This window comes from Laceyella sacchari (genome assembly GCF_004343255.1).
Taxonomy (GTDB): Bacteria; Bacillota; Bacilli; order Thermoactinomycetales; family Thermoactinomycetaceae; genus Laceyella; species Laceyella sacchari.
The window spans coordinates 544,785-564,132 of sequence record NZ_SMDD01000002.1 but is presented as its reverse complement, the minus strand read 5'-3'; the positions used below and the strand labels follow the sequence as shown (position 1 = coordinate 564,132).

At 50.3% G+C, this 19,348-nt stretch carries 18 protein-coding genes; 11 read left to right on the top strand and 7 right to left on the bottom strand.

Features of this window, described 5'->3' with window-relative positions:
* The first annotated feature begins 123 nt into the window (after positions 1-123).
* Entirely contained in the window at positions 124-345 is a 222-nt protein-coding gene (locus tag EDC32_RS09890; protein ID WP_022737311.1) for a hypothetical protein, read from the top strand.
* Between the two features lie 29 nt (positions 346-374).
* Here EDC32_RS09890 and EDC32_RS09885 read toward each other — a convergent pair whose 3' ends face one another.
* Genes EDC32_RS09885 through yycF form a run of 5 tightly spaced genes read right to left on the bottom strand, consistent with a single transcriptional unit; the run spans position 375 to position 5,903 of the window.
* Complete coding sequence (locus EDC32_RS09885) at positions 375-1,172, bottom strand: MBL fold metallo-hydrolase (protein ID WP_132221825.1); 798 nt, start codon at positions 1,170-1,172, stop codon at positions 375-377.
* Entirely contained in the window at positions 1,169-1,945 is a 777-nt protein-coding gene (gene yycI / locus EDC32_RS09880; RefSeq protein ID WP_132221823.1) for a two-component system regulatory protein YycI, read from the bottom strand. The genes EDC32_RS09885 and yycI overlap by 4 nt, the downstream gene beginning before the upstream one ends.
* A 13-nt stretch (positions 1,946-1,958) precedes the next feature.
* The gene (locus EDC32_RS09875) at positions 1,959-3,356 is read right to left on the bottom strand and encodes a YycH family regulatory protein (RefSeq protein ID WP_132221821.1); all 1,398 of its coding nucleotides are present in this window, start codon (positions 3,354-3,356) and stop codon (positions 1,959-1,961) included.
* Positions 3,357-3,366: 10 nt separating this feature from the next.
* Entirely contained in the window at positions 3,367-5,169 is a 1,803-nt protein-coding gene (locus tag EDC32_RS09870; protein ID WP_132221819.1) for an ATP-binding protein, read from the bottom strand.
* 17 nt (positions 5,170-5,186) lie between these two features.
* Entirely contained in the window at positions 5,187-5,903 is a 717-nt protein-coding gene (gene yycF / locus EDC32_RS09865; protein WP_132221817.1) for a response regulator YycF, read from the bottom strand.
* Between the two features lie 189 nt (positions 5,904-6,092).
* Between yycF and EDC32_RS09860 the strand changes: the two genes are divergently transcribed.
* The 3 genes from EDC32_RS09860 (at position 6,093) to EDC32_RS09850 (ending at position 8,026) form a co-directional block, all read left to right on the top strand.
* On the top strand, positions 6,093-6,854 hold the full coding sequence (locus tag EDC32_RS09860) for a YheC/YheD family protein (RefSeq protein WP_132221815.1): 762 nt from the start codon (positions 6,093-6,095) through the stop codon (positions 6,852-6,854).
* Between the two features lie 212 nt (positions 6,855-7,066).
* Positions 7,067-7,657, top strand: coding sequence for a hypothetical protein (locus EDC32_RS09855; RefSeq protein ID WP_132221813.1), 591 nt, complete (start codon positions 7,067-7,069; stop codon positions 7,655-7,657).
* Between the two features lie 168 nt (positions 7,658-7,825).
* Complete coding sequence (locus tag EDC32_RS09850; RefSeq protein WP_132221811.1) at positions 7,826-8,026, top strand: hypothetical protein; 201 nt, start codon at positions 7,826-7,828, stop codon at positions 8,024-8,026.
* On the opposite strand, the gene EDC32_RS09845 is transcribed toward EDC32_RS09850, so the two are convergent.
* Positions 7,987-9,369: a PTS transporter subunit EIIC gene (locus EDC32_RS09845; RefSeq protein WP_132221809.1), complete on the bottom strand. Its 1,383-nt coding sequence runs from the start codon at positions 9,367-9,369 to the stop codon at positions 7,987-7,989. The genes EDC32_RS09850 and EDC32_RS09845 overlap by 40 nt on opposite strands.
* Positions 9,370-9,613: 244 nt before the next feature.
* Here EDC32_RS09845 and EDC32_RS09840 point away from each other — a divergent pair, with 244 nt between their 5' ends.
* The 3 genes from EDC32_RS09840 (at position 9,614) to EDC32_RS09830 (ending at position 12,811) form a co-directional block, all read left to right on the top strand.
* Positions 9,614-11,704, top strand: a complete 2,091-nt coding sequence (locus tag EDC32_RS09840) for an ATP-binding protein (RefSeq protein WP_158283323.1) — start codon at positions 9,614-9,616, stop codon at positions 11,702-11,704.
* Between the two features lie 191 nt (positions 11,705-11,895).
* Positions 11,896-12,390, top strand: coding sequence for a YwhD family protein (locus EDC32_RS09835; protein ID WP_132221805.1), 495 nt, complete (start codon positions 11,896-11,898; stop codon positions 12,388-12,390).
* Between the two features lie 196 nt (positions 12,391-12,586).
* The gene (locus EDC32_RS09830; RefSeq protein WP_054095810.1) at positions 12,587-12,811 is read left to right on the top strand and encodes a hypothetical protein; all 225 of its coding nucleotides are present in this window, start codon (positions 12,587-12,589) and stop codon (positions 12,809-12,811) included.
* 128 nt (positions 12,812-12,939) lie between these two features.
* On the opposite strand, the gene EDC32_RS09825 is transcribed toward EDC32_RS09830, so the two are convergent.
* Positions 12,940-14,976 carry a transglycosylase domain-containing protein gene (locus EDC32_RS09825; RefSeq protein WP_132221803.1) on the bottom strand — a complete coding sequence of 679 codons (2,037 nt, stop codon included), beginning with the start codon at positions 14,974-14,976 and terminating at the stop codon, positions 12,940-12,942.
* Between the two features lie 208 nt (positions 14,977-15,184).
* On the opposite strand from EDC32_RS09825, the gene speE reads away from it, so the two are divergent.
* The 4 genes from speE to argS all read left to right on the top strand — a co-directional run bounded on the left by speE (position 15,185) and on the right by argS (position 19,120).
* On the top strand, positions 15,185-16,024 hold the full coding sequence (gene speE, locus EDC32_RS09820; protein WP_029071957.1) for a polyamine aminopropyltransferase: 840 nt from the start codon (positions 15,185-15,187) through the stop codon (positions 16,022-16,024).
* Between the two features lie 3 nt (positions 16,025-16,027).
* Positions 16,028-16,900 carry an agmatinase gene (speB, locus tag EDC32_RS09815; RefSeq protein WP_132221801.1) on the top strand — a complete coding sequence of 291 codons (873 nt, stop codon included), beginning with the start codon at positions 16,028-16,030 and terminating at the stop codon, positions 16,898-16,900.
* 131 nt (positions 16,901-17,031) lie between these two features.
* Positions 17,032-17,448: a YwiB family protein gene (locus EDC32_RS09810; protein WP_246026921.1), complete on the top strand. Its 417-nt coding sequence runs from the start codon at positions 17,032-17,034 to the stop codon at positions 17,446-17,448.
* A 1-nt stretch (position 17,449) separates the two neighbouring features.
* The gene (gene argS / locus EDC32_RS09805; RefSeq protein WP_132221797.1) at positions 17,450-19,120 is read left to right on the top strand and encodes an arginine--tRNA ligase; all 1,671 of its coding nucleotides are present in this window, start codon (positions 17,450-17,452) and stop codon (positions 19,118-19,120) included.
* The last annotated feature ends 228 nt before the right edge of the window (positions 19,121-19,348 follow it).

Genomic DNA, 19,348 nt, shown 5'->3' with positions numbered 1-19,348 from the left:
ATCATTGTTTTGCTTGTGTCAAAATGGCACAAGGAGAATGATACACAGATACAAGTTTGAAGAATAGGAAAAATGAGGAGAATAATAGAAGATAACTAATACAAGTGATTAGGAGATGAGAGAATGAAACAGGGAAAGCGACCCTCTGTCAATACGTTAAAACGGTTTGCTGGAGTTGATTTGGGCGCGCAGGTGGCTGATCTGAAATTGGCATTTTACCAACAGGGTTTGCTCTTATCGGCCTTAATCGACCTCCTCGTCGATAAAGGGTTGATCGAACCGGATGAGTTGGCGGAGTTGGCGACGCGGCTGGACAGGGAAATCACGGTGCCAACCGAAGAATAAAGGGAGTCCCATGTATGATGGGACTCCCTTTATTTGTCCTTTACCGCTCTTAGCGGGGTGGGGCGGTCGTCATACGTAGGCCACAGGTGGACATCACGCCCTACCTGCATGCCGGTTTCTTCTAGAATGTTTTTAACGGTCAGATGGGCCAACTCGCTTAAGTTGTTGTCCCGGCTCAAATGGGCCAGGTAGATGTTTTCACCCATCCCTTTAAGAATCTCGGTCAGCGCCACCCCGGCATCTTCATTGGAGAGATGGCCGGTGTCGCCTAAAATGCGGCGTTTCACATTCCATGGATACGTTCCCATGCGCAACATTTCGACGTCATGGTTGCTCTCCCAGACGATGGTGTGAGAACCGCTCACCCGGTCGATGATCCGTTGGTTTACATAACCTAAGTCAGTAACGATGGAGAGGAGGTCCTCACCGTGTTGGATGTGGTAGGCGACCGGTTCTGCAGCGTCATGCGAGATTGCAAATGATTCGACGCGCAGATCGGACAATTCCAGTGCCGCACCCGTTTCCAAGACATTTTGCAAGGATTCGGGGATATCCCCCACACTGCTTGGCAGGTGACGCCAAGTCGATTCATTCATATAGATGGGGATCTGATAGCGACGGGCTAAGACCCCGAGCCCTCGCACATGGTCGATATGTTCATGCGTTACCAAAATGGCGGACAGGGTGGATGGGTCCACATTGATCTGCTCTAAGCGCTGTTCAATCTGTTTGCCGCTTAATCCCGCGTCCACCAACACCCTGACGCTGTCGGATTCAATATAAGTGGAATTGCCAGTGCTTCCGCTGGCCAACACACTAAACTTCATGGCGTCTTTCCTTTGCTTTCAATAGATTGCTTGGGCACGATTTCCATTTTTTCTTTGGCTTCGCGCTTGGTGGCGTTTAAGTAAATCCAATTGTTGCCGAATTCAAACCGCCAATAAGGGACGAGAATGTATTCCTCTTTGGAACCACCATAGGCGGCACGGTAGCCGAGCTTGGGATTGGTGATGGAAGCCGGACCCTTTGTGTTCAGGTTGGTGATCACCTGGTAGAGCGCGCTTGGATAGGTCATGAGCTCCTCTGCTGTCGGCGATTGAGACAAGTCATAGTGTACCACATGGATGGCTTTGATCGAGGAAGCCGCCAACTCCACTTCCAACAATGCATCCAGTATGGGTCTTCCTTTGACATGCTGCATATAGATGCGTTTGTCTCGGCTGGTTTCCATCAGCTCATAATCGCCGAAACGAGGCACTTCCATGCTCAACAGCCGGTTTAACTCCCGCTCGTTGTGGAAGGTGAGGGGAGTGGCGTAGGTTTTGCTGTAACCATTCAGCTCATTTTTCTTCCATCCGGCCAGCCGGATCGGGGTGACGGTAGCTTTATACGCTGCCAGTGTCGTTGGTGTGTTGTCCGGCTCTTCCGGAAACTGGATGCGGCTCTTTTTGGCGATCTGTTTTAATTGTGCAAGCGAGATCTCTTCTGTTTCCACATAATCGGACTGCTGTTTTACCAGTTGGTTTAACTGCAGTCCCAAAAAGAGATTTAAGACGATGAAGGCGATAATCAAAATCGTTTTGGCGCGACTCCAATCCATGGAGATTTCCTCCCTATGACGTTGGCGAACCGATGAAGACCTGTTCTCCAGCCGTGGTGAGTACCACCCAGACAGGGGTGAACTGGACTGTTTTATCTTTCAGGTTATGGTTTGTCTCATAACCGGGATAGATGTGTTGGATGGCGGTCAAGGCGAGTTTGCGTTCGCTCAATTGCTGAAGCACTTCGTCCCGCCCGGGGAGCGTCGCCTCGCCGTCGCGGGCACCCTCGAGCATGTACACCGTTGACCGAGCGTACTGCTTGATCCCGTCTTCTCCACCGCTGGCCCCCGCTTGGAATTGCAACACATCGGGGTAGATCATCTGCCCGTCTTGCCGATTCCAGTATACGGGTAGGCCCGCAATGATACGGCGGAAAGTAAGTTGGTTGGTGTCCCGTTCATCTTTGACCCGTTCCACACGGTCAAGCAAATAATCGCCTGTCCAACCGCGGTGCCGCTTGACAAAGTTGTTGACGTCGTATAACTGGTTCTCAACCAGTGGATGTGTCGATTCAGAAGTGGGAACATCTTCAGTGTATTGCAATGAACCCTTCTTATTATAAACGAGCCGTTGGGACCGAGCCATGTAAAGATTTTCATCATGGATGACGATTGGCTCCACGTCGGTTGATGTCAGCAAATACTCTTTGATGTCATCAATCTTGATTTGTTCCGTTTTATAACGCCACACCGGGAGCTTGGCTGATGCGGTCGGCAGATAAAAGATGCGTGACCATGGCTGTTTATCATTCGCTTTGTCCCAAGGCGCTTTGCCGTTGGCCACCACCGGCGTTAGCTCCACTTGCGCGTGTTGCACAGCATGTTCCATCGTTTGTTGCAAGTGGGTCGGGTCCAGTTGCAATTGCGCTTGCAAGATCGTTTTGGCATCATCAGAGATCAGCCAAAGCTGGGGCTGACCGCCGCTTAGATGGAGCAGGATGCGGCTGATGTCGGCAGGTTGATGCAGGGAGAATTTCTCCAAGACCGACGTTTTGAAAAATGCATCCACCGTCTCCGAATGCATGTCGCGGGGGAATTGCAACTGGAGTGAAGGCCCGTCTAACAGGCGCTTCTTCCATTCTTCGGGTGTGACTTGGTTTACGGCCTCAAATTTGGTGATTTCTGCGCTTTTGATGCTTTCTACCAACGTGCGGTATTCCTCACTGTCGGAATGTAACCATGTCGCCCGGCCGCCCAGGTTGACGATCAATTGATACGGGGCGACAAACTGGGTGGATTTCTTTTCGTTGTATGTTTTGTCATTCGCCAAGACAGGAGGTGGCATGTTGTTGATCGGCTTCTGTTGGTATCCGGGCGAGTAAAACCACAAAAATCCCGTGAGACAGAAGCTGAGGGTGATGAGTAAGATCAGTACGACGGTTTTGATGTGTTCAACCCATTTTTCTTCCACTTGGGCTTATTCACCTCCGACTGACGGGGGGCAGTGTGAAGGTGACGACAGTGCCTTTTTGATAGATACTGTCAATCGCGATCGTCCCTTCATGCGCATGTACAATTTCTTGGGCGATTGCCAACCCCAGTCCGGTGCCCCCCAGACTGCGCGAACGGGCTTTGTCCACACGATAAAACCGCTCAAAAATCCGGCCCAAGTCTTGCTTGGGAATGCCGATGCCGGTGTCGGCAATGCCTACCTCCACCATGCCGTCCGAGTTACGCTTGGCGACAATCGCCACTGAACCGCCTTCCGGGGTGTATTTGATGGCGTTGGACACGAGATTGTCCAATACTTGCATCAGCTTATCCGGATCAGCGTACACACGGGGCAGGGAGCCATGAATGAAAAGCGTGAAGCTAATCTGTTTCTGCTGGCATTGGAAGCGGAAGCGATCCATGGTTTCTTCCAATATCTCGGTCAACGCCAGCGGTTTTTTGTAAAACTTCGATTTGCGAGCGTCAAGGCGCGAGAGATGCAACAAGTCTTGAATCAGGCGCGTCATGCGGTCAGCTTCTTGGCGGGCCACTTTGAGGAAGCGGACAGCCAACTCCGGATCTTCGACCGCTCCGTCTTCCAATGCTTCGATATAACTTTTGATGGTGGTCAAAGGCGTCCGCAGTTCATGAGACACATTGGCGACGAAATCTTTCCGTTGCCGGTCCAGTTTCTCTTGTTCAGTGACGTCTTCGAGTACGGCCACCATCCCGATCAAGTCATTTCCCTTCAGCTTGATCGGCGTAAAGTTAATCTTCAGCACCGTCTGGGTTTCCGCATCGGCATGGTGGTGTTCGACGAAAGTTTGCCGGGCTTCCTTCAGCGGCAGTTTTAACGGCTCTGATAAGGACAACACTTCTGTGATCGAGCTACCGAGCGTGATTTGGCGATCCAACAGTTTTTCTGCAGGAATGTTTTTCACGATGATTTTCCCTTGCAAATCGGTTGCGATCACACCGTCGCTCATGTTGGCCAGAACGGATTCCAGTTTCTCTGTTTCCTCTTCCTTTTCCTTGATCGCTGTTCGCAGATGAGCAGCCAGATCGTTGAAGGAGATGGCCAATTGGCCGATCTCGTCTTCACTCTTTACGGCCACTTGGCGGTCAAAGTCACCTGATGCCATCGCTTTCGTTTGTTCTCGAATCTCTTTGATCGGCAGGGTGATGGTGCGAGCCAAGATGATGACTAAGAATCCGGTCACCGCCAGGGCTACCGCTGCGATCTTGATTAAGATCTTGCTGATGCGATAGATGCGGTCATAGGTCGGTTTCAAGGGGGCTTCCAAATAGAGTGAGCCCAACTCCCGCTGTTGCCGATCCAGCAGTTTGGTCACGTATACTTGGTAGTCGTTTCCTTCCGCATCCTTCACTTTGGCGAACGGTTGCTTCTTATCCATCAAATCAGTGAGGCGGTTGGGCAGTTTAAATATTTTTTCGTTCGGCTCATTGGACGCGATCACCCAGTTGTTCTGGTCAATCACGCGCACGATGGTGAAATTCTGGCTAGTGTTGGGCGCCGCTTGCAACAGGCGGGCCCGCAACCGCTTGGCACGGTCGCGGTCATTTTCAGCTTTCGCTTCCAGTTCAGGCGAGACAATCAGGGACAGCACATATCCTTGTTCTTTCAATTGGGCGCGCAGGTCATTGATAAAAACCGATTCTAGTTGGCGGATGAAGTAGACGCCAACCAATTGCATGGCCATGATGATTAAAAGAATGTAGATCACGACCAGCTTCCACTGCACGCTGTTCATCAATTGCTTCCATTTCTTCATTGCGTTTACCCACCCATTCACCGATCTGCGCGGGGATCGCGAATCGTGTAACCGATGCCGCGCCGCGTGATGATGTACTTAGGCGCGCTCGGATCGTCTTCGATCTTTTCACGCAGACGGCGGATGGTCACATCGACAGTGCGCACGTCACCGAAGTAATCATACCCCCAGACGGATTGCAGGAGATGTTCTCTGGTCAGCACTTGATTGACATGTTTGGACAAGTAGAGCAACAATTCAAATTCGCGGTGGGTCAGGTCGATAACCCGATCTTGCTTGCTGACGATGAAACTGTGTGGGTCGATTATCAAATCACCGATGACCAGATTGTTTTTGGCAGGCTCCTCCCGCGTCGCTTCTTGGCGTTGCGACTGAGTGCGGCGCAAATTGGCTTTGATCCGCGCTAGGAGTTCACGGTTGCTAAATGGTTTGGTTACATAGTCGTCAGCGCCCATCTCCAATCCCAACACTTTGTCCAATTCCGAGTCTTTGGCGGTCAGCATGATGATCGGAAATTGGAAGTGCTGTCGCACTCTTCGACAAACTTCGATACCATCGGCGCCGGGTAACATTAAGTCCAGTAACATCAAATCCGGCGGCGCGTTGAGCACTTTTTGAATTGCTTCGTCACCATCATGGATGCATTCCACTTGGTAACCTTCTTTCTCCAAATTGAACTTAATAATATCGGCAATTGGCCGTTCATCTTCCACTACGTAGATTTTGGCGCTCACGTACAGATCCCTCCTGGACATAAAAAGCGTAAAATCATTGTCCCACAAGAACATTGGGAAAACAATCGCCCGCCTATGAAACTATTTTACCATCCCCGGTTGAGGGGATTAGGCAAAATTGGGTGAAAGGAGGATGACCCGATCTGGCGGAGGTGAATATAGTAAGGGGAGCGAAAGGATGGTAGATAAATGAGAAAAATGCCAAGGATGCAGTCGGTCCCCAGCAAATTGAAGAAAACGGCGGTGCTTTGGGAAAATGATCGAATCAGGCCTTACATCCCGGAAAGTCAGGCGTACAGTAGGAAGGAAGTAATTAACATGTTGCAACGCCATGGGTTTGTCTTTCTCAAACCCGACATTGGCGGCGGCGGGAAAGGGGTGGTCAAGCTAACCCCTGCCAAAAGAGGAGTAATATGTCAAACACTGAACGGCAGAAGAGAGTTGCCAGTACAGAGGGCGTTTAAATGGATTGAGCAGGAGATCATATCCGGAAGAAATTACATGGCACAACAAGGGATTCAGATGGCGAAAGTGGACGAGAGAAATGTCGATTTTCGCGTTCACCTGCAAAAACCGCAAAATGACTGGTTAATCACGGGTTTTTGCGCCAAATTGGCTCCTCCGGGGGGCTTGGTCACCAATCATTGTCGAGGAGGAACCCCGCTGGATGCAAGCGAGGTGATCAAACGCATTTCGCATTCAGTTGGTAAAAAAGAAAAAACATTAAAAAAAGAAATATATGCAGTTTCCAAAGAAATAGCCAAAACATTAAATAAACGCTTTACAGGTTTAAAGGAACTTGGCATTGATTTGACCGTGGATGAGAACGGGAAGATTTGGATATTTGAAGTGAATACTGCCCCTGTGATTAAGATGTTTGAATGTTTGAAAGACAAGACCGCTTATCAGCAAATCAATCAGATTCGCTATCAAATGTCTGCTGAAAGCTAGCAATACCTTTACCTGATTAAATAAAAATTTAAAACCTGGCTTTTTGCCTTCGTATAGATTGTACATGCGTTAAGCATGTTTTTTTCGTTTCCGAGCATATATAACAGGATTCGACAAAGTATTCCCGTTGACGGTTTCGTAGTTCACCTGTTACCATTAATATTAATTCTAGGTATTTAAAATTTTTTGACCAATCCCGGAGGTGTATTTATATGTCATCCATTACCGTTGGCGTATATCTAGGAAAAAAGGATCGTCTGGTTCGTTATTGGTATGAAATCCTGCCGAAAGGCCAATTCCCGATGCTGGTGAAGTACTGCATCCAGTCCTATCTGCGCAACAACTATTTCCCCTTGCAATCGATCTGCGACTCTCGTCTGTTGAAGGAGCAAATCCAGAAGCGGAGCGAGTATGTGCCGACCCAGCGCAATGTCACGTTCACTCCGGAAGATGGCCCGGTTTATCAATGGATCAAGAGCTTGGAAAGCGGTTACCGTAGCGAGGAGATCAAAAACATCCTGAAGGAGACGGTGGTGCACACCCTGCTGAATGAGCAAATGCATTATCCACCACGGGCTGCAGTTGGACAATCCACCTATGGGATGGAAGCGCACGAAGCGCAAGGTGTCTACCATCCTTATGCTGAAGAGGCGCAAAAGTTTGCCTTGCTGAAGCGGGATCACATCGCGATGGAAGAGCCTTACGGTTGGGACAAGGTGAACAAGCATGTGGTGGAGAATGAAGTGGAAGGCAAAGACAAAGCGGCAAAGGGGTTTAACCATTTGGTCAATTATCTCGGATAATGGGGGCCTTTGGTCTTATCCGTTACGTCGCACAACGGGGCGAAAGAATAAATAAGGCCAAGGGCGACCAGCAATCCCCGCGGCGAATCAAGAACATCATGAGAATGAGGAGAAACGTGCGGTGGTTAAACTTAATTATTCAATTAGAATAAGTAGGGAGTCCGTGTCTTGATCCAAAGCGGGCTCCTTTTCATGTTCATTTGGGCGGCGGGCCGCTTGGGTGGCCAAATGAACATGAAAAAAACGCCTATGAAGGCGCGGGTGGGTTGCGTCGAGGCGCAGGCGGGCGGAGAGCTGTGGCCCACCGTCCGCTTGCGCGCGTTGCCAACTTATTGCAGAGACACCCCTTTGTTCGATGCCGGACTGTGAGACGAGAAGTGTTTGGCCATGTCCTCTTTGAAGCCAAAGAAATAAGTAAAGAAGAAGCCGGCCGCGTAAGAGATCACAATGCCGATCAGATATAGCATGATTTGATCCGGCTTGATCAGCAATGTGAGCGGCAACCCCGACACGCTGATACCAACGGAGGCCACTTTGAACACTGCTTGAAACGCGCCTCCGACCGCAGCTCCCAAACATGCTGTGATAAATGGGCGACCCAAGGGCAAGGTGACACCATAGATCAGTGGTTCCCCGATGCCCAGAATGCCTACAGGTAAGGCGCCTTTGATCACATTACGCAACGTGGTGTTGCGTGTTTTGAGATAGACAGCGAATACCGCTCCTACTTGTCCGGCGCCAGCCATGGCGAGAATTGGTTGCAAGGGGTCGATACCAGTCGCGTTTAACAGCTCCATATGAATGGGAATAAGTCCTTGATGCAAGCCCAGCATCACCAAGGGCAGAAAGAAACCAGAGAGGATTGCGCCGGCGAACAAACCGCCTTGGTTTAACAGCGTCTGGATGCCACCAGTAAGCGCTTCAGACAGGAAGCCGCTGATTGGTTGCAAGGCGATATACGTGGAGAAGCCAGTGATTAGAACCGCCACAGTTGGAGTGACGATGATGTCAATGCTTTTGGGTACGAACGGACGAATGCTTTTTTCAAGCCAGACGATAAACCAGGCTGCCAACAGGACGCCGATCAACCCTCCGCGACCAGGGACCAGCGCTTCCCCGAACAGCTGGATGTTTTCGATATCGGGGAGAATGAAGAGGCCCCCCGCAATTCCGCCTAACGCCGGTGTTCCGCCAAACTCCTTGGCCGTGTTGATGCCGACAAAGACGGACAGGTATGCGAAAATGACCTTGCTCATGGCCTGTAACAACGGAATCACTGTGCTGCCTTCTTTGAGGCTGGGGAAGGAATGGATGAGCACATTGGTCAAGCCCATGATGATTCCGCCTGCAATAATGGCTGGAATCAATGGGATGAAGATGTTGGCGATTTTGCGCACCAGTTGCTTGGCGGTGTTGTGCCGTTGCACTTGGTGTTCTTCCGTTACCGTTGTGGAGGTCTTGCCGCTCAATTTGCTCAAGTGCGTGGCCACGCGCGTAACCAGCCCAGGTCCCAACACGATTTGGTACTCTCCGGCTTGCTCCACCACGCCGAGCACGCCTGGTATCGACCGCAATTGATCCAATTGGAGCGCAGACTCATCGCGCAAGGTCAGGCGCAGACGAGTCATGCAATGCGCAATACTCTGAATATTCTCCGTGCCGCCGACTGCTGAAAGAATGGACTCGGCCAGGGAGATTTCCGCTTGGTTCATGGCGTCCCTCCTGGGTTTGGCTTGCAAACAATTAGAAGATATATTTATCTGAAAATAAGCCTATCATAACCTCACAAAATCGTCAAAGGTGTGATCGAAATATTAAATCTTATGTCGAAAGAGGGAAGATTGGGAGGATTTTTCATTTTACAGTGGAAGAGAATAACTAATAAAGTGGCATGTCTTGTAAAAATGCGTTGAATTATGGCATAAAAGTTGTGATATGAAGGGGTGGGTATTGGACGTGTTAGATATACAGGCGACCGAGAGCAAAGGTTGGTTATATTACTTTGTTGAGCAAATCTTCTCCCTACATCCGTCCCTCCATTGGATTAGTGTGGGATTAATCACAACGTTACTCAGTTTTCTGCTGGTGCTGAACCGGAAGTGGGTCAGTCATTTTCCACGTTATGGTTATATGGCATCCATTGTCGCCACGATTGCATTGCTTGACTTGTTTACGCAGACAATCCCTATTTTAACGGTATATTTAATTGTATTAGGATATGTATTATTTCGAGCATCTGATGAGAGAAACTATCTTATAACCATAAGTTTTTTTATTACTTACATATTGATATCTGCTTATACTGAATGGAGTTATTTGCGGGCGATCGAGCTGGTCAGCCACGGCTTGCTTTTTGTTTGGGTTGCGTGGATTAGCGACCAAGTGCGGGATCGGTTCTTTGAATTGAAGAAACAGAAAGAGAAAACGCGTCGCCTGATTGAACAGAAAAACGAGTCCAACCGACGGTTGAGAGAATTTCAGAAAGAGCTGGAAGAAACCTATCTGCGCGATTCGCTGACGGGCTTGTACAATTTTCACGGGTTTCAGGAGCAAGTGACCCGTGGATTGTCCCGATGCGCCCACTCCCTGTCCTATCATGTGGTTTGCTTTGATTTGACCGATTTTCGGCAAATCAATATGAAGGATGGAAACGACACAGGCGATCGGCTATTGGTGCAGATCGCTAACTTGTTAAAGCGACATTTGCCTCCTTCCGCGCGGATTGCCCGCTATGACGGAGATCAGTTTGCCATCGGGCTGATGGGGGACGGCGCGGTGTTGCGGCGTTTGATCGAAACAGTGGAGTTTGTCCTGGCCGAGGTGAAGGCCAATCATCCGTTGCTTAATTACTGCATGGCGTCAGCCTCCTATCCCACGGAAGCGAAGACAGGAGCGGAATTGATCCGACAAGCGGAAGATCGCCTGATGCTCGCCCAACGACAACGGCGCGACAAGGAGGAGGAGCACCGTCTCAGGCTGGAGAAGCTATCGGCGCTCGGGCAGTTGGCGGCCGGACTGGCCCATGAAATTCGCAATCCGCTTACATCGATTCGAGGGTTTGTCCAGATTTCCGCTGTCGAGTCGGAAGCGGTAAAAAAATGGGAATCAATCATTTTGCCCGAGATTGATCGCATCAACGACTTGTTGAAACAGTTTCTTAATTTGAGTGAAGCCAAGCCGGTGAAAGTAACCCGGTTTAATCTGAATCGCCTGATGAATGATGTACTCAGCCTGCTGCAACCAAAATCCCTCTTGATGGGACATGAGCTGATTGGCCATCAGCCGGATCAACCGGTAGAGATGGAGGCGGATGCCGAGCAGTTGAAACAGGTGCTGATCAATTTAGTGCAAAACGGGTTGGAGGCTTTGTCGGAAAAAGGGACAGTGCAAGTCTCATGGCAAAAGAGCGAGGAGCAAGTGCATATCCAGGTAATGGACAACGGAAATGGCATTCCTCCGGAATTGTATTCTCGCATTTTTGAACCGTTTTTCACCACCAAGGATGAAGGGACGGGAATGGGATTGGCCATCTGTTCCCGCATCATTGAAGATCATGGGGGAATCATGTGCGTTACCAGCACCCCGGGCTTGGGAACCTCGTTTAATATTCAATTGCCGCTGAAGCAAAAGACCTTGGGTGAAGTGGTGATATCTGAAGAATACCCGCCTGAAGCAGAGCCGGAGAAAGCGACAGTAGGATCATTGGTCGGTGCCCAAGAGGGGGCAGATATGGTGGCCTCACTTGAGGAGCCACAGTCAGTGCCCGAGCCAATGGAAGAGTCTGCGGAGGCAGAACAAAAAAAGGGAACGGAAGAACAAGAAATAGCGGAAGCAGATCAACAGGAGAGGGACAACAAGGAGATGAAGCGTACGGCGGAGAAGGCCGCTCGGAAACGGAAGCCGGGCAAGATGCAAGCTCCCAAAGTGGAGCCGATCAAGGACAAACAAAAGCGGGAAAAACACGTGCGCGGGGAAGTAACCGGCTCTCAGAAAGCTTCAGATGCGTCCACACCCTGCAATGAGGTGTTAGGCTTGGCCGGCGGATAACAGGTGGCGTTTCCCTCCCTGATCACCTTCCCGTTTCCCCCTTCTGCAAAAACGGGATTTTCGGCGATGAATCTTGTAAAATAAGTGGAGGGGGAAAACCGATCCGACGGATGGACGGGACAAACCCGAACGGCAAAGGGAGGTGAAGCGTTACGAAAGGGGAAACGCGCTTTCGTAACTGCTAAAAGCATATGGGCAACAAAAAAGATGTGCAATTCAATATTCTAAGCAACAAATCAACCACCCACGGGGCTTACCACACAGGCACCATCAGCTTGAGCAATCTTTCTTCCATATTGATCGAAGGAGATCAGGCTAAGATCGATCTCGGTTTGATTCACGCCAAAAGCGCGGTAGAGCGTGGTGTGAAGTTTACCAGCAATGAAGATGAAGTGCCTGGGGGCACCTTATATTGGGTCGTGTGGGTAGCGGTAGATCGTGATGAAAACGGCCCGTATTATGCCGGTGCCGCGGCTTGCCCGATGCGGATTCATCGGGAGAAACGCATCGGTTGGAAAAATCTCGCCTTTCATGTGAACCGCATGGATGATGCACTGAAACGGCGAGTCAAGCTGTCGGAAATGGGTGAAACGGAGAAGGCCGCGTTGAAAGAGTTACTCATCAAACACAATGAAGAAATGTGGAATAACAGCAAGGCGGAGTTAAAAGCGCAGCTTCCGTCATAAAATTGAACGAAATGTGAACAAACTTCATTCGCTATTGCCGCCTCATATGGGGCAGGAGTACACTAAGTAGTGGTTTCGGAATCTTTTGCTAGGACACAAAAAATGGCGGACAGTTGTCCGCCATTTTTTGTTTTTGTGATGGCATGGTAAATTTTCGCCTCTTTTGCGCAAGCTAAAGGATAGGGAGGCGGTAGTGATGGCAAATAACCATGAACATTTTGCGAGGCATGGCGGTACGCATTTCCGTGCCAATGTATCCGAGCAAGAGATTAACGAATTTGTGCGGTCCCTTCCTGAAGGGAAAAAAGAAAGCATGTATGAAGTGATGAAAGAGTTGGCTGCAGCAGGCAAAATCACGTTGCTGAATGATGGTGAATTTGCAGACGGCGAGGGACGCGTCGGCGGCAGTAACGAATGTTAAAGCAAACCTCCCCATGTCCTTGAAAGGCATGGGGGGTTTTTTTGCTCATTGACAACTTTGTGGCCCACGCGCCATGCTAGCGCTGGGTGTGGGCCAATGTGTAGCTGTCCATCTTCATCGGATACGATCTACAATCGATTCCACCAGTCAGCCAACCGTTCCCAAAGTGACGGCTCCCGCTCCGGTAAACGGTGATGCGGTGCGATGATTTTCGGTTCGGTACCGCTGACGAAATACTCAAACCGGACTCGTTCACACAGCGGTGTTGCCAGTGTGCCGGTCTCTTCATCAATATAAACGCCTTTCACTCCTTCCGGAACGGGGAAGCGGCGGCTTGGGAACGGCTTGGTTGCCTCCTTCATATAATCGGCCCAGATGTACTGCGAATAACGGGCTTGATGGTGGGGAAGCCGTTTCCCTTGGTCATAACCGACCCAAGTGACTGTAACCAAATCAGGTGTGTATCCAGCCAGCCAACCGTCCCAGTCGGTCGTTCCTGTTTTGCCTGCGGCGGGGTGGGTGAATTGTTGGCGAACCCGATAGCCTGTCCCGCCCGGTTCAAACACGCTAGACAAAAGCTGAGTCAAGACAAAGGTGTGGGCGTCAGAGGCGACCCGCTCCGCTGGTTGTTGCGCTTGGATGATGGTTCGGTTGAAAGGGTCGACCACTTTTGTGATGCCTATCAGGGGGCGGTGGATGCCGCCGTTGGCAATCGTCGCGTACGATTCGGCCATTTCGTAGGGCGAGACAGTGTAACTTCCCAAAGCCAATGAGGGGGTTGGTTTTAGCGGGCTTTTGATGCCGAGTTTCCGGGCCAAGGCGATTTCCCGTTCCATTCCGGTAGACAGCAGTGTGCTGACAGCGTAGATGTTGTCAGAGCGGGCAATCGCTTCCCTCATGGTGATCGGACGGTAAGCGTACTGATCCCGATAATTGGATGGCTTGTAAGTGCCCCCTTGGTAGACGAATGTAGTAGGCTTGCTCTCAATGCGTGTGATCGGGGTAAAACCTTGTTGCAACGCGCTAAGGTACAGGAACGGTTTGAATGACGAACCAGGTTGCCGTTTGGCGAACACGCGGTTGTACTGGGATGTCAGATAATCTTTGCCTCCAACCATCGCTTTAATGGCTCCTGTCCGGGGATCGACGGAGATCAAAGCCCCCTGCAATCCAGGAGTGGGTTCGGTGTGTTTTCTCAAGGCTTGTTCGGCTGCTTGTTGCATGCGGGTGTTGAGCGTGGTGTAGATTTTTAAACCACCTCGCCGCACCACAGCTTCATCCAATCCATACTGGTTCACCAACGTTGAAATGACATAATCCTGAAAGTAATTGGCTTTTAGTTGTTTGGGTTTCGTTTGGGGGGCGATGGCAAGCACGCGTTGTTTGGCTTGCTCGGCTTCTGCTAGGGAAATCGCCCCGTTTTTCACCATCAGGTCCAAGATGTGGCGTTGTCTGCGCTTGGCCCGCTCCAGATGGTTCCATGGGGAATAGTAAGAGGGGCCCCGGGGGATGCCCGCCAAAAACGCAGACTCTGCCAATGTGAGTTGCTCCGCTTTTTTGTTGAAATAAAGTTTGGCGGCTCGTCCCACGCCATAAGCGCCATGTCCGTAATAAATCTGGTTTAAATAAAGCTCCAATATCTGGTCTTTGCTGTAGTGGAGTTCAAGCTGGGCGGTTAACAGCGCTTCTTTGATCTTGCGAGCCCACGTGCGGTCATGGGTCAAGTAGAGATTGCGCGCCAATTGTTGCGTGATGGTGCTGGCCCCCTGCTCGATGCGCCCTTTTTTGATGTTGATGGCCATCGCCCGGAGAATGCCTTTTATCGAAAAACCGTGATGACGGTAAAAATCTTTATCTTCGGCAGCCAAAGTGGCGGAGATGAGCGAAGGAGGCAAGTCCCGCAAACGAACCGGGATGCGCGCTTCCCCTTCGTCTAGGCGTCCAAACACTTGCCCTGAATCGTCATAAAGTATGGACGCTGAGAAAAAGTTAGGGACGGGCAATGGACGCGACTTCAGATACAAAAGCAACAAACCGGATAAAAGAGCACCAATCACGAGTGTGATGATAAGGCTCTTTAATAACTTGTATCCCAAAGACAAGCCCTTCAGGATGAAAAGTAGTTTCGTTGATTCGTTTGGAGTGGCGTGTGGATGTTCCCTCATGTTTGCGGCTCCTTTTTCCGGTGTTTTCTTCCGTCTCTACTTAAACAGAAGCAAGAATATTATGCGGAGGTCGCAGGAAGAATATACCTGAGAAAAAGGTTGGTCTTATGGTTGAGGAAAATGATTGTAACTGATTCGCCCATGCATTATTCTTAGTAAGTTAGAGTTGTACATAGGAAAGGAGTAATCAATGATGGAAATGAGAGAAATGGATCTCTGGTACACAGAAAAACAAACGAAGAACCATGGAATCACGACGAAAATCAATAAGACGTTATATCACGATAAATCAGAGTTCCAAACGTTAGATGTAATTGAAACGGCCGAGTTTGGAAACATGTTGGTGCTGGACGGCATGGTCATGACCACCGACCGCGATGAGTTTGTCTACCATGAAATGATCACCCACGTTGCGATGAATACCCATCCCAATCCAAAGCGTGTGCTTGTTGTTGGCGGAGGAGACGGAGGTGCCATTCGGGAAATCTTGCGCTACCCGAGTGTCGAGCAGGCTGTGTTGGCAGAAATCGACGGCAAAGTGATTGAAGCGTCCAAACAATTCTTTCCCAAGATCGCCGGTGGGCTGGACGATCCGCGTGTGGATATCCAAGTTGCTGATGGGATTCAGCATGTGCGGGACAACAAAGGGAAGTACGATGTGATCTTGGTCGATTCGACGGAACCGGTCGGACCTGCGGTGGGATTGTTCCAAAAGCCTTTCTATGAGGAAATTTATGAAGCGCTGAAAGATGACGGAATCATGGTTGCGCAGACAGAATCCCCTTGGTTCAACCGGGATCTCATCCGCCAGGTTTTCCGTGACATTTCCAGTACTTTCCCGATCACCCGCCTGTATACGGCAAGCATTCCAACCTACCCCAGCGGATTGTGGAGCTTTACGATTGGCTCGAAAAAATATGATCCTCTGGCAGTGGACGAGACCAAGCTACATCGGTTCGACACCCGTTATTATCGTCCAGAATTGCATAAAGCGTTGTTCTCGCTGCCGGCGTTCGTCCTGGAATTGCTCCAGCCAGAGGGGGAATAATTGATGCGATTTGATGAGAAATACTCAGGTAATGTATTCATTGGTGCAAGTGATGACTTGGAGCAGGCGCAAGCCGTGTTGTACGGTATGCCCATGGACTGGACCGTTAGTTTCCGTCCCGGATCGCGGTTTGGACCGGCGCGGATTCGGGAGTCTTCCTTGGTGCATGAAGAATACAGCCATTATTTGGAACGGGAACTGACCGAGATTGTTTATTACGACGCTGGGGACATTCCGTTGGCTTTTGGCAATCCGGAGAAAAGCTTGCGGCAAATCGGTGATTTCGTCCGTCAAGTCTTGGACAAGAAGAAAATGCCGATCGGGATGGGCGGAGAGCATTTGGTCACTTGGCCGGTGGTGCAGGAAGTGTATAAAGATTACCCCGACTTGGCGGTGATCCATATCGACGCTCACGCCGATTTGCGTACGGATTATGAGGGGGAGCCGTATTCCCACGCCACGCCTTTGCGCAAAATCGCTGAATTGATCGGTGGGCAAAATGTGTATCAGTTTGGGATTCGGTCCATGACTAAAGATGAAGTAACTTATGTCAAAGAAGCGGGTATTCACTTTTATCCATTCGATGTGCTTGAACCGCTGGAAAAATGTTTGCCATCCTTGGCTGGCCGTCCCGTCTATGTGACCATCGATATCGACGCGCTCGATCCGGCTCATGCGCCGGGTACGGGAACGCCGGAGCCTGGTGGCATCACTTCCAAAGAGATGTTGGCGGCGATTCACGCCATCGCCCGTTCGGAAGTGAATGTGGTCGGCGCTGATTTGGTCGAAGTGGCACCGGCTTATGACCACAGTGAACAAACCCCTGTGGTAGCGGCAAAGCTGATTCGGGAAATGCTGCTTGGGTTTGTCAAATAGACCGATTGTCCCACACTCTTCCCTCCCTCACACAGGGCAGGGAAGCTTTTTTATTCGTCTGGCAAAAAAGTCCCGACCAGTGTTAAGATACAAGTATTAAAAAATTGGGGGAGGCTGGCGCTTTGATCCCAGTGAAAATCCACATCCAATCGGTCATACAGCAAGAAGCGGGACAAGAGCCGGAAGTGATTGAACAAGACTTGGTCGGCAAGTTTGAGGCCAAGGCGAATGGAGAATGGACACTGAAGTACAAAGAATATGAGGGAACCGTCGAAGAAGTGTTCACCTCTGTCCGATCTCATCAAGACCATGTCACCATTTCACGGCAAGGGCCTGTATCATACAGACAAACATATTGGCCGGGCAAAAAAGTGGAGAGCATCGTACACACCCCGGCAGGCAAGACCGAAATGGAAGTGAAAACCCTGTCCTACCGACGCGGTCGCGTGGAGACGGGGGGAGAGATTGCGTTTTCATTCGAATTGACGATGGGCACGCAAGAGTTGGGCAAATACCAATTGAGTTTGAAGTGGATGGAGGACGAGTGAAATGAATCCGCTTGAACAGATGAAGGAAACATTGAAACGAGAGATCAGGCAAGCAGTCATCCGCACCGGGCTGGTAGCGGAAGAGAGCGTGCCGGAGATTCTGTTGGAAGTGCCAAAGGAAAAAGCGCACGGAGACTTCGCAACTAACATCGCGATGCAATTAACCCGCATCGCCCGCAGAAACCCGCGCCAGATCGCGGCACAAGTCGTGGACGAGCTTGATCGCGGTGCCGGCAACATCCGCGATGTGCAAATAGCTGGCCCCGGCTTTATCAACTTTTTTATGGACCGATCCTTCTTGGTGCGCGTGTTGGAAGAAATTAAGGAAAAAGGGACGGCTTACGGCCATTCCAACACCGGTCGGGGAGAGAAGGTAAATGTGGAGTTTTGCAGCGCCAACCCGACCGGCCATCTGCATTTGGGACATGCCCGTGGTTCCGCAGTGGGTGACGCCCTCAGCAACATCTTGGAAGCCGCCGGTTACGACGTAACCAGAGAATATTACATCAATGATGCCGGTAACCAGATGAATATGCTGGCCCTTTCGTTGGAAGCGCGGGTTTTGGAGGCGTTGGGCCAAGATGTGGCTTTCCCTGAAGACGGTTACCGCGGTCAGGAGATTATTGACATCGCGAAAGAGTTGGCTCAGGAGGAAGGGGACCGACTCTTGCAGATGGAGCGGGAAGAGCGTTTGGCTTATGTAAAAGAAGTGGGCAAGCAAAAGCTGTTGGCCAAGATCAAAGCCGACTTGGAGAAATACCGGGTTAAATTTGATGTTTGGTTCAGCGAACTGTCCTTGTACGAAGCGGACGCGATTGAGCAAACGATTGCTGAACTGAAAGAAAAAGGGTATACCTATGAGGCAGATGGGGCGTTGTGGCTCCGCTCGACAGCATTTGGCGATGATAAAGACCGTGTCTTGATTAAACAAGATGGGTCATTCACTTACCTCACACCGGACATTGCCTATCACCGTGACAAGTTAAAGCGCGGCCATGACCGATTGATCAACATCTGGGGAGCCGATCACCATGGCTATATACCGCGGATGAAAGCGGCGCTCAACTCCTTGGGGCATGATGCAGATCAGTTGGAAGTGGTTATCACCCAGATGGTGAAGCTTTATCAAGGCGGCGAACTGGTTAAGATGTCGAAGCGTACGGGTAAAGCGGTGACCATGGAAGAATTGATGGACGAAGTAGGCGTGGATGCAGCTCGTTACTTTTTTGTGATGAGAAGCCCAGATGCGCACCTTGATTTTGATATGGATTTGGCCGTGTCCCAGTCCAATGCCAATCCCGTGTATTATGTGCAATATGCGTCGGCCCGGATCGCCAGCGTATTCCGCTTGGCCGAGGAGAAGGGGATGGAGCCTTCCTGGGATGCGAACGTGTTGGCGCGTCTCACCTTGGAGCAGGAATTGGATCTGATTCAGAAGCTGGGCGAGTTTGCAGAAGAAGTAGCTGTCAGCGCCCAACAGTTGGCGCCACACCGGGTTGTGCGGTATTTGTATGATTTGGCGACTTTATTCCACAGCTATTACAACGAACATCGCGTGATCACCGATGATGCAGAATTGTCTCAGGCGCGGCTGGCCCTGTTTGCGGGTGTGCGCCAAGTCTTGCGAAACGGGTTATCCCTGATTGGCGTGTCGGCACCGGAACGGATGTGAGCAACTCATCCAACCCTCATCATTTCCATCCGGGAGTGATGGGGGATTTTTTTTGAGCAAAAACTGATATGATGATGACAGACACCTTTTTCCCTCTCTATCATTTTCAAAAAAATGTAACATCCATTAGGGGATTCTAGATTGATAATAGAAGTGCAGGAAAGATTGTTAGTAGATGGGAAACCAAAGGAAAAAGCAATTAATTAAACAGCAAACCGGACAGTGGTT

What these genes read in the sequence shown, in the direction of transcription:
- EDC32_RS09860 (WP_132221815.1), top strand. Translation starts at nt 6,093, where the DNA reads ATGAGAAAAATGCCAAGGATGCAGTCGGTCCCCAGCAAATTGAAGAAA.
- EDC32_RS09830 (WP_054095810.1), top strand. Translation starts at nt 12,587, where the DNA reads ATGGCAAATAACCATGAACATTTTGCGAGGCATGGCGGTACGCATTTC.
- EDC32_RS09825 (WP_132221803.1), bottom strand. Translation starts at nt 14,976, where the DNA reads ATGAGGGAACATCCACACGCCACTCCAAACGAATCAACGAAACTACTT.
- speE (WP_029071957.1), top strand. Translation starts at nt 15,185, where the DNA reads ATGGATCTCTGGTACACAGAAAAACAAACGAAGAACCATGGAATCACG.
- EDC32_RS09855 (WP_132221813.1), top strand. Translation starts at nt 7,067, where the DNA reads ATGTCATCCATTACCGTTGGCGTATATCTAGGAAAAAAGGATCGTCTG.
- EDC32_RS09885 (WP_132221825.1), bottom strand. Translation starts at nt 1,172, where the DNA reads ATGAAGTTTAGTGTGTTGGCCAGCGGAAGCACTGGCAATTCCACTTAT.
- EDC32_RS09835 (WP_132221805.1), top strand. Translation starts at nt 11,896, where the DNA reads ATGGGCAACAAAAAAGATGTGCAATTCAATATTCTAAGCAACAAATCA.
- yycI (WP_132221823.1), bottom strand. Translation starts at nt 1,945, where the DNA reads ATGGATTGGAGTCGCGCCAAAACGATTTTGATTATCGCCTTCATCGTC.
- EDC32_RS09845 (WP_132221809.1), bottom strand. Translation starts at nt 9,369, where the DNA reads ATGAACCAAGCGGAAATCTCCCTGGCCGAGTCCATTCTTTCAGCAGTC.
- speB (WP_132221801.1), top strand. Translation starts at nt 16,028, where the DNA reads ATGCGATTTGATGAGAAATACTCAGGTAATGTATTCATTGGTGCAAGT.
- argS (WP_132221797.1), top strand. Translation starts at nt 17,450, where the DNA reads ATGAATCCGCTTGAACAGATGAAGGAAACATTGAAACGAGAGATCAGG.
- EDC32_RS09890 (WP_022737311.1), top strand. Translation starts at nt 124, where the DNA reads ATGAAACAGGGAAAGCGACCCTCTGTCAATACGTTAAAACGGTTTGCT.
- EDC32_RS09870 (WP_132221819.1), bottom strand. Translation starts at nt 5,169, where the DNA reads ATGAAGAAATGGAAGCAATTGATGAACAGCGTGCAGTGGAAGCTGGTC.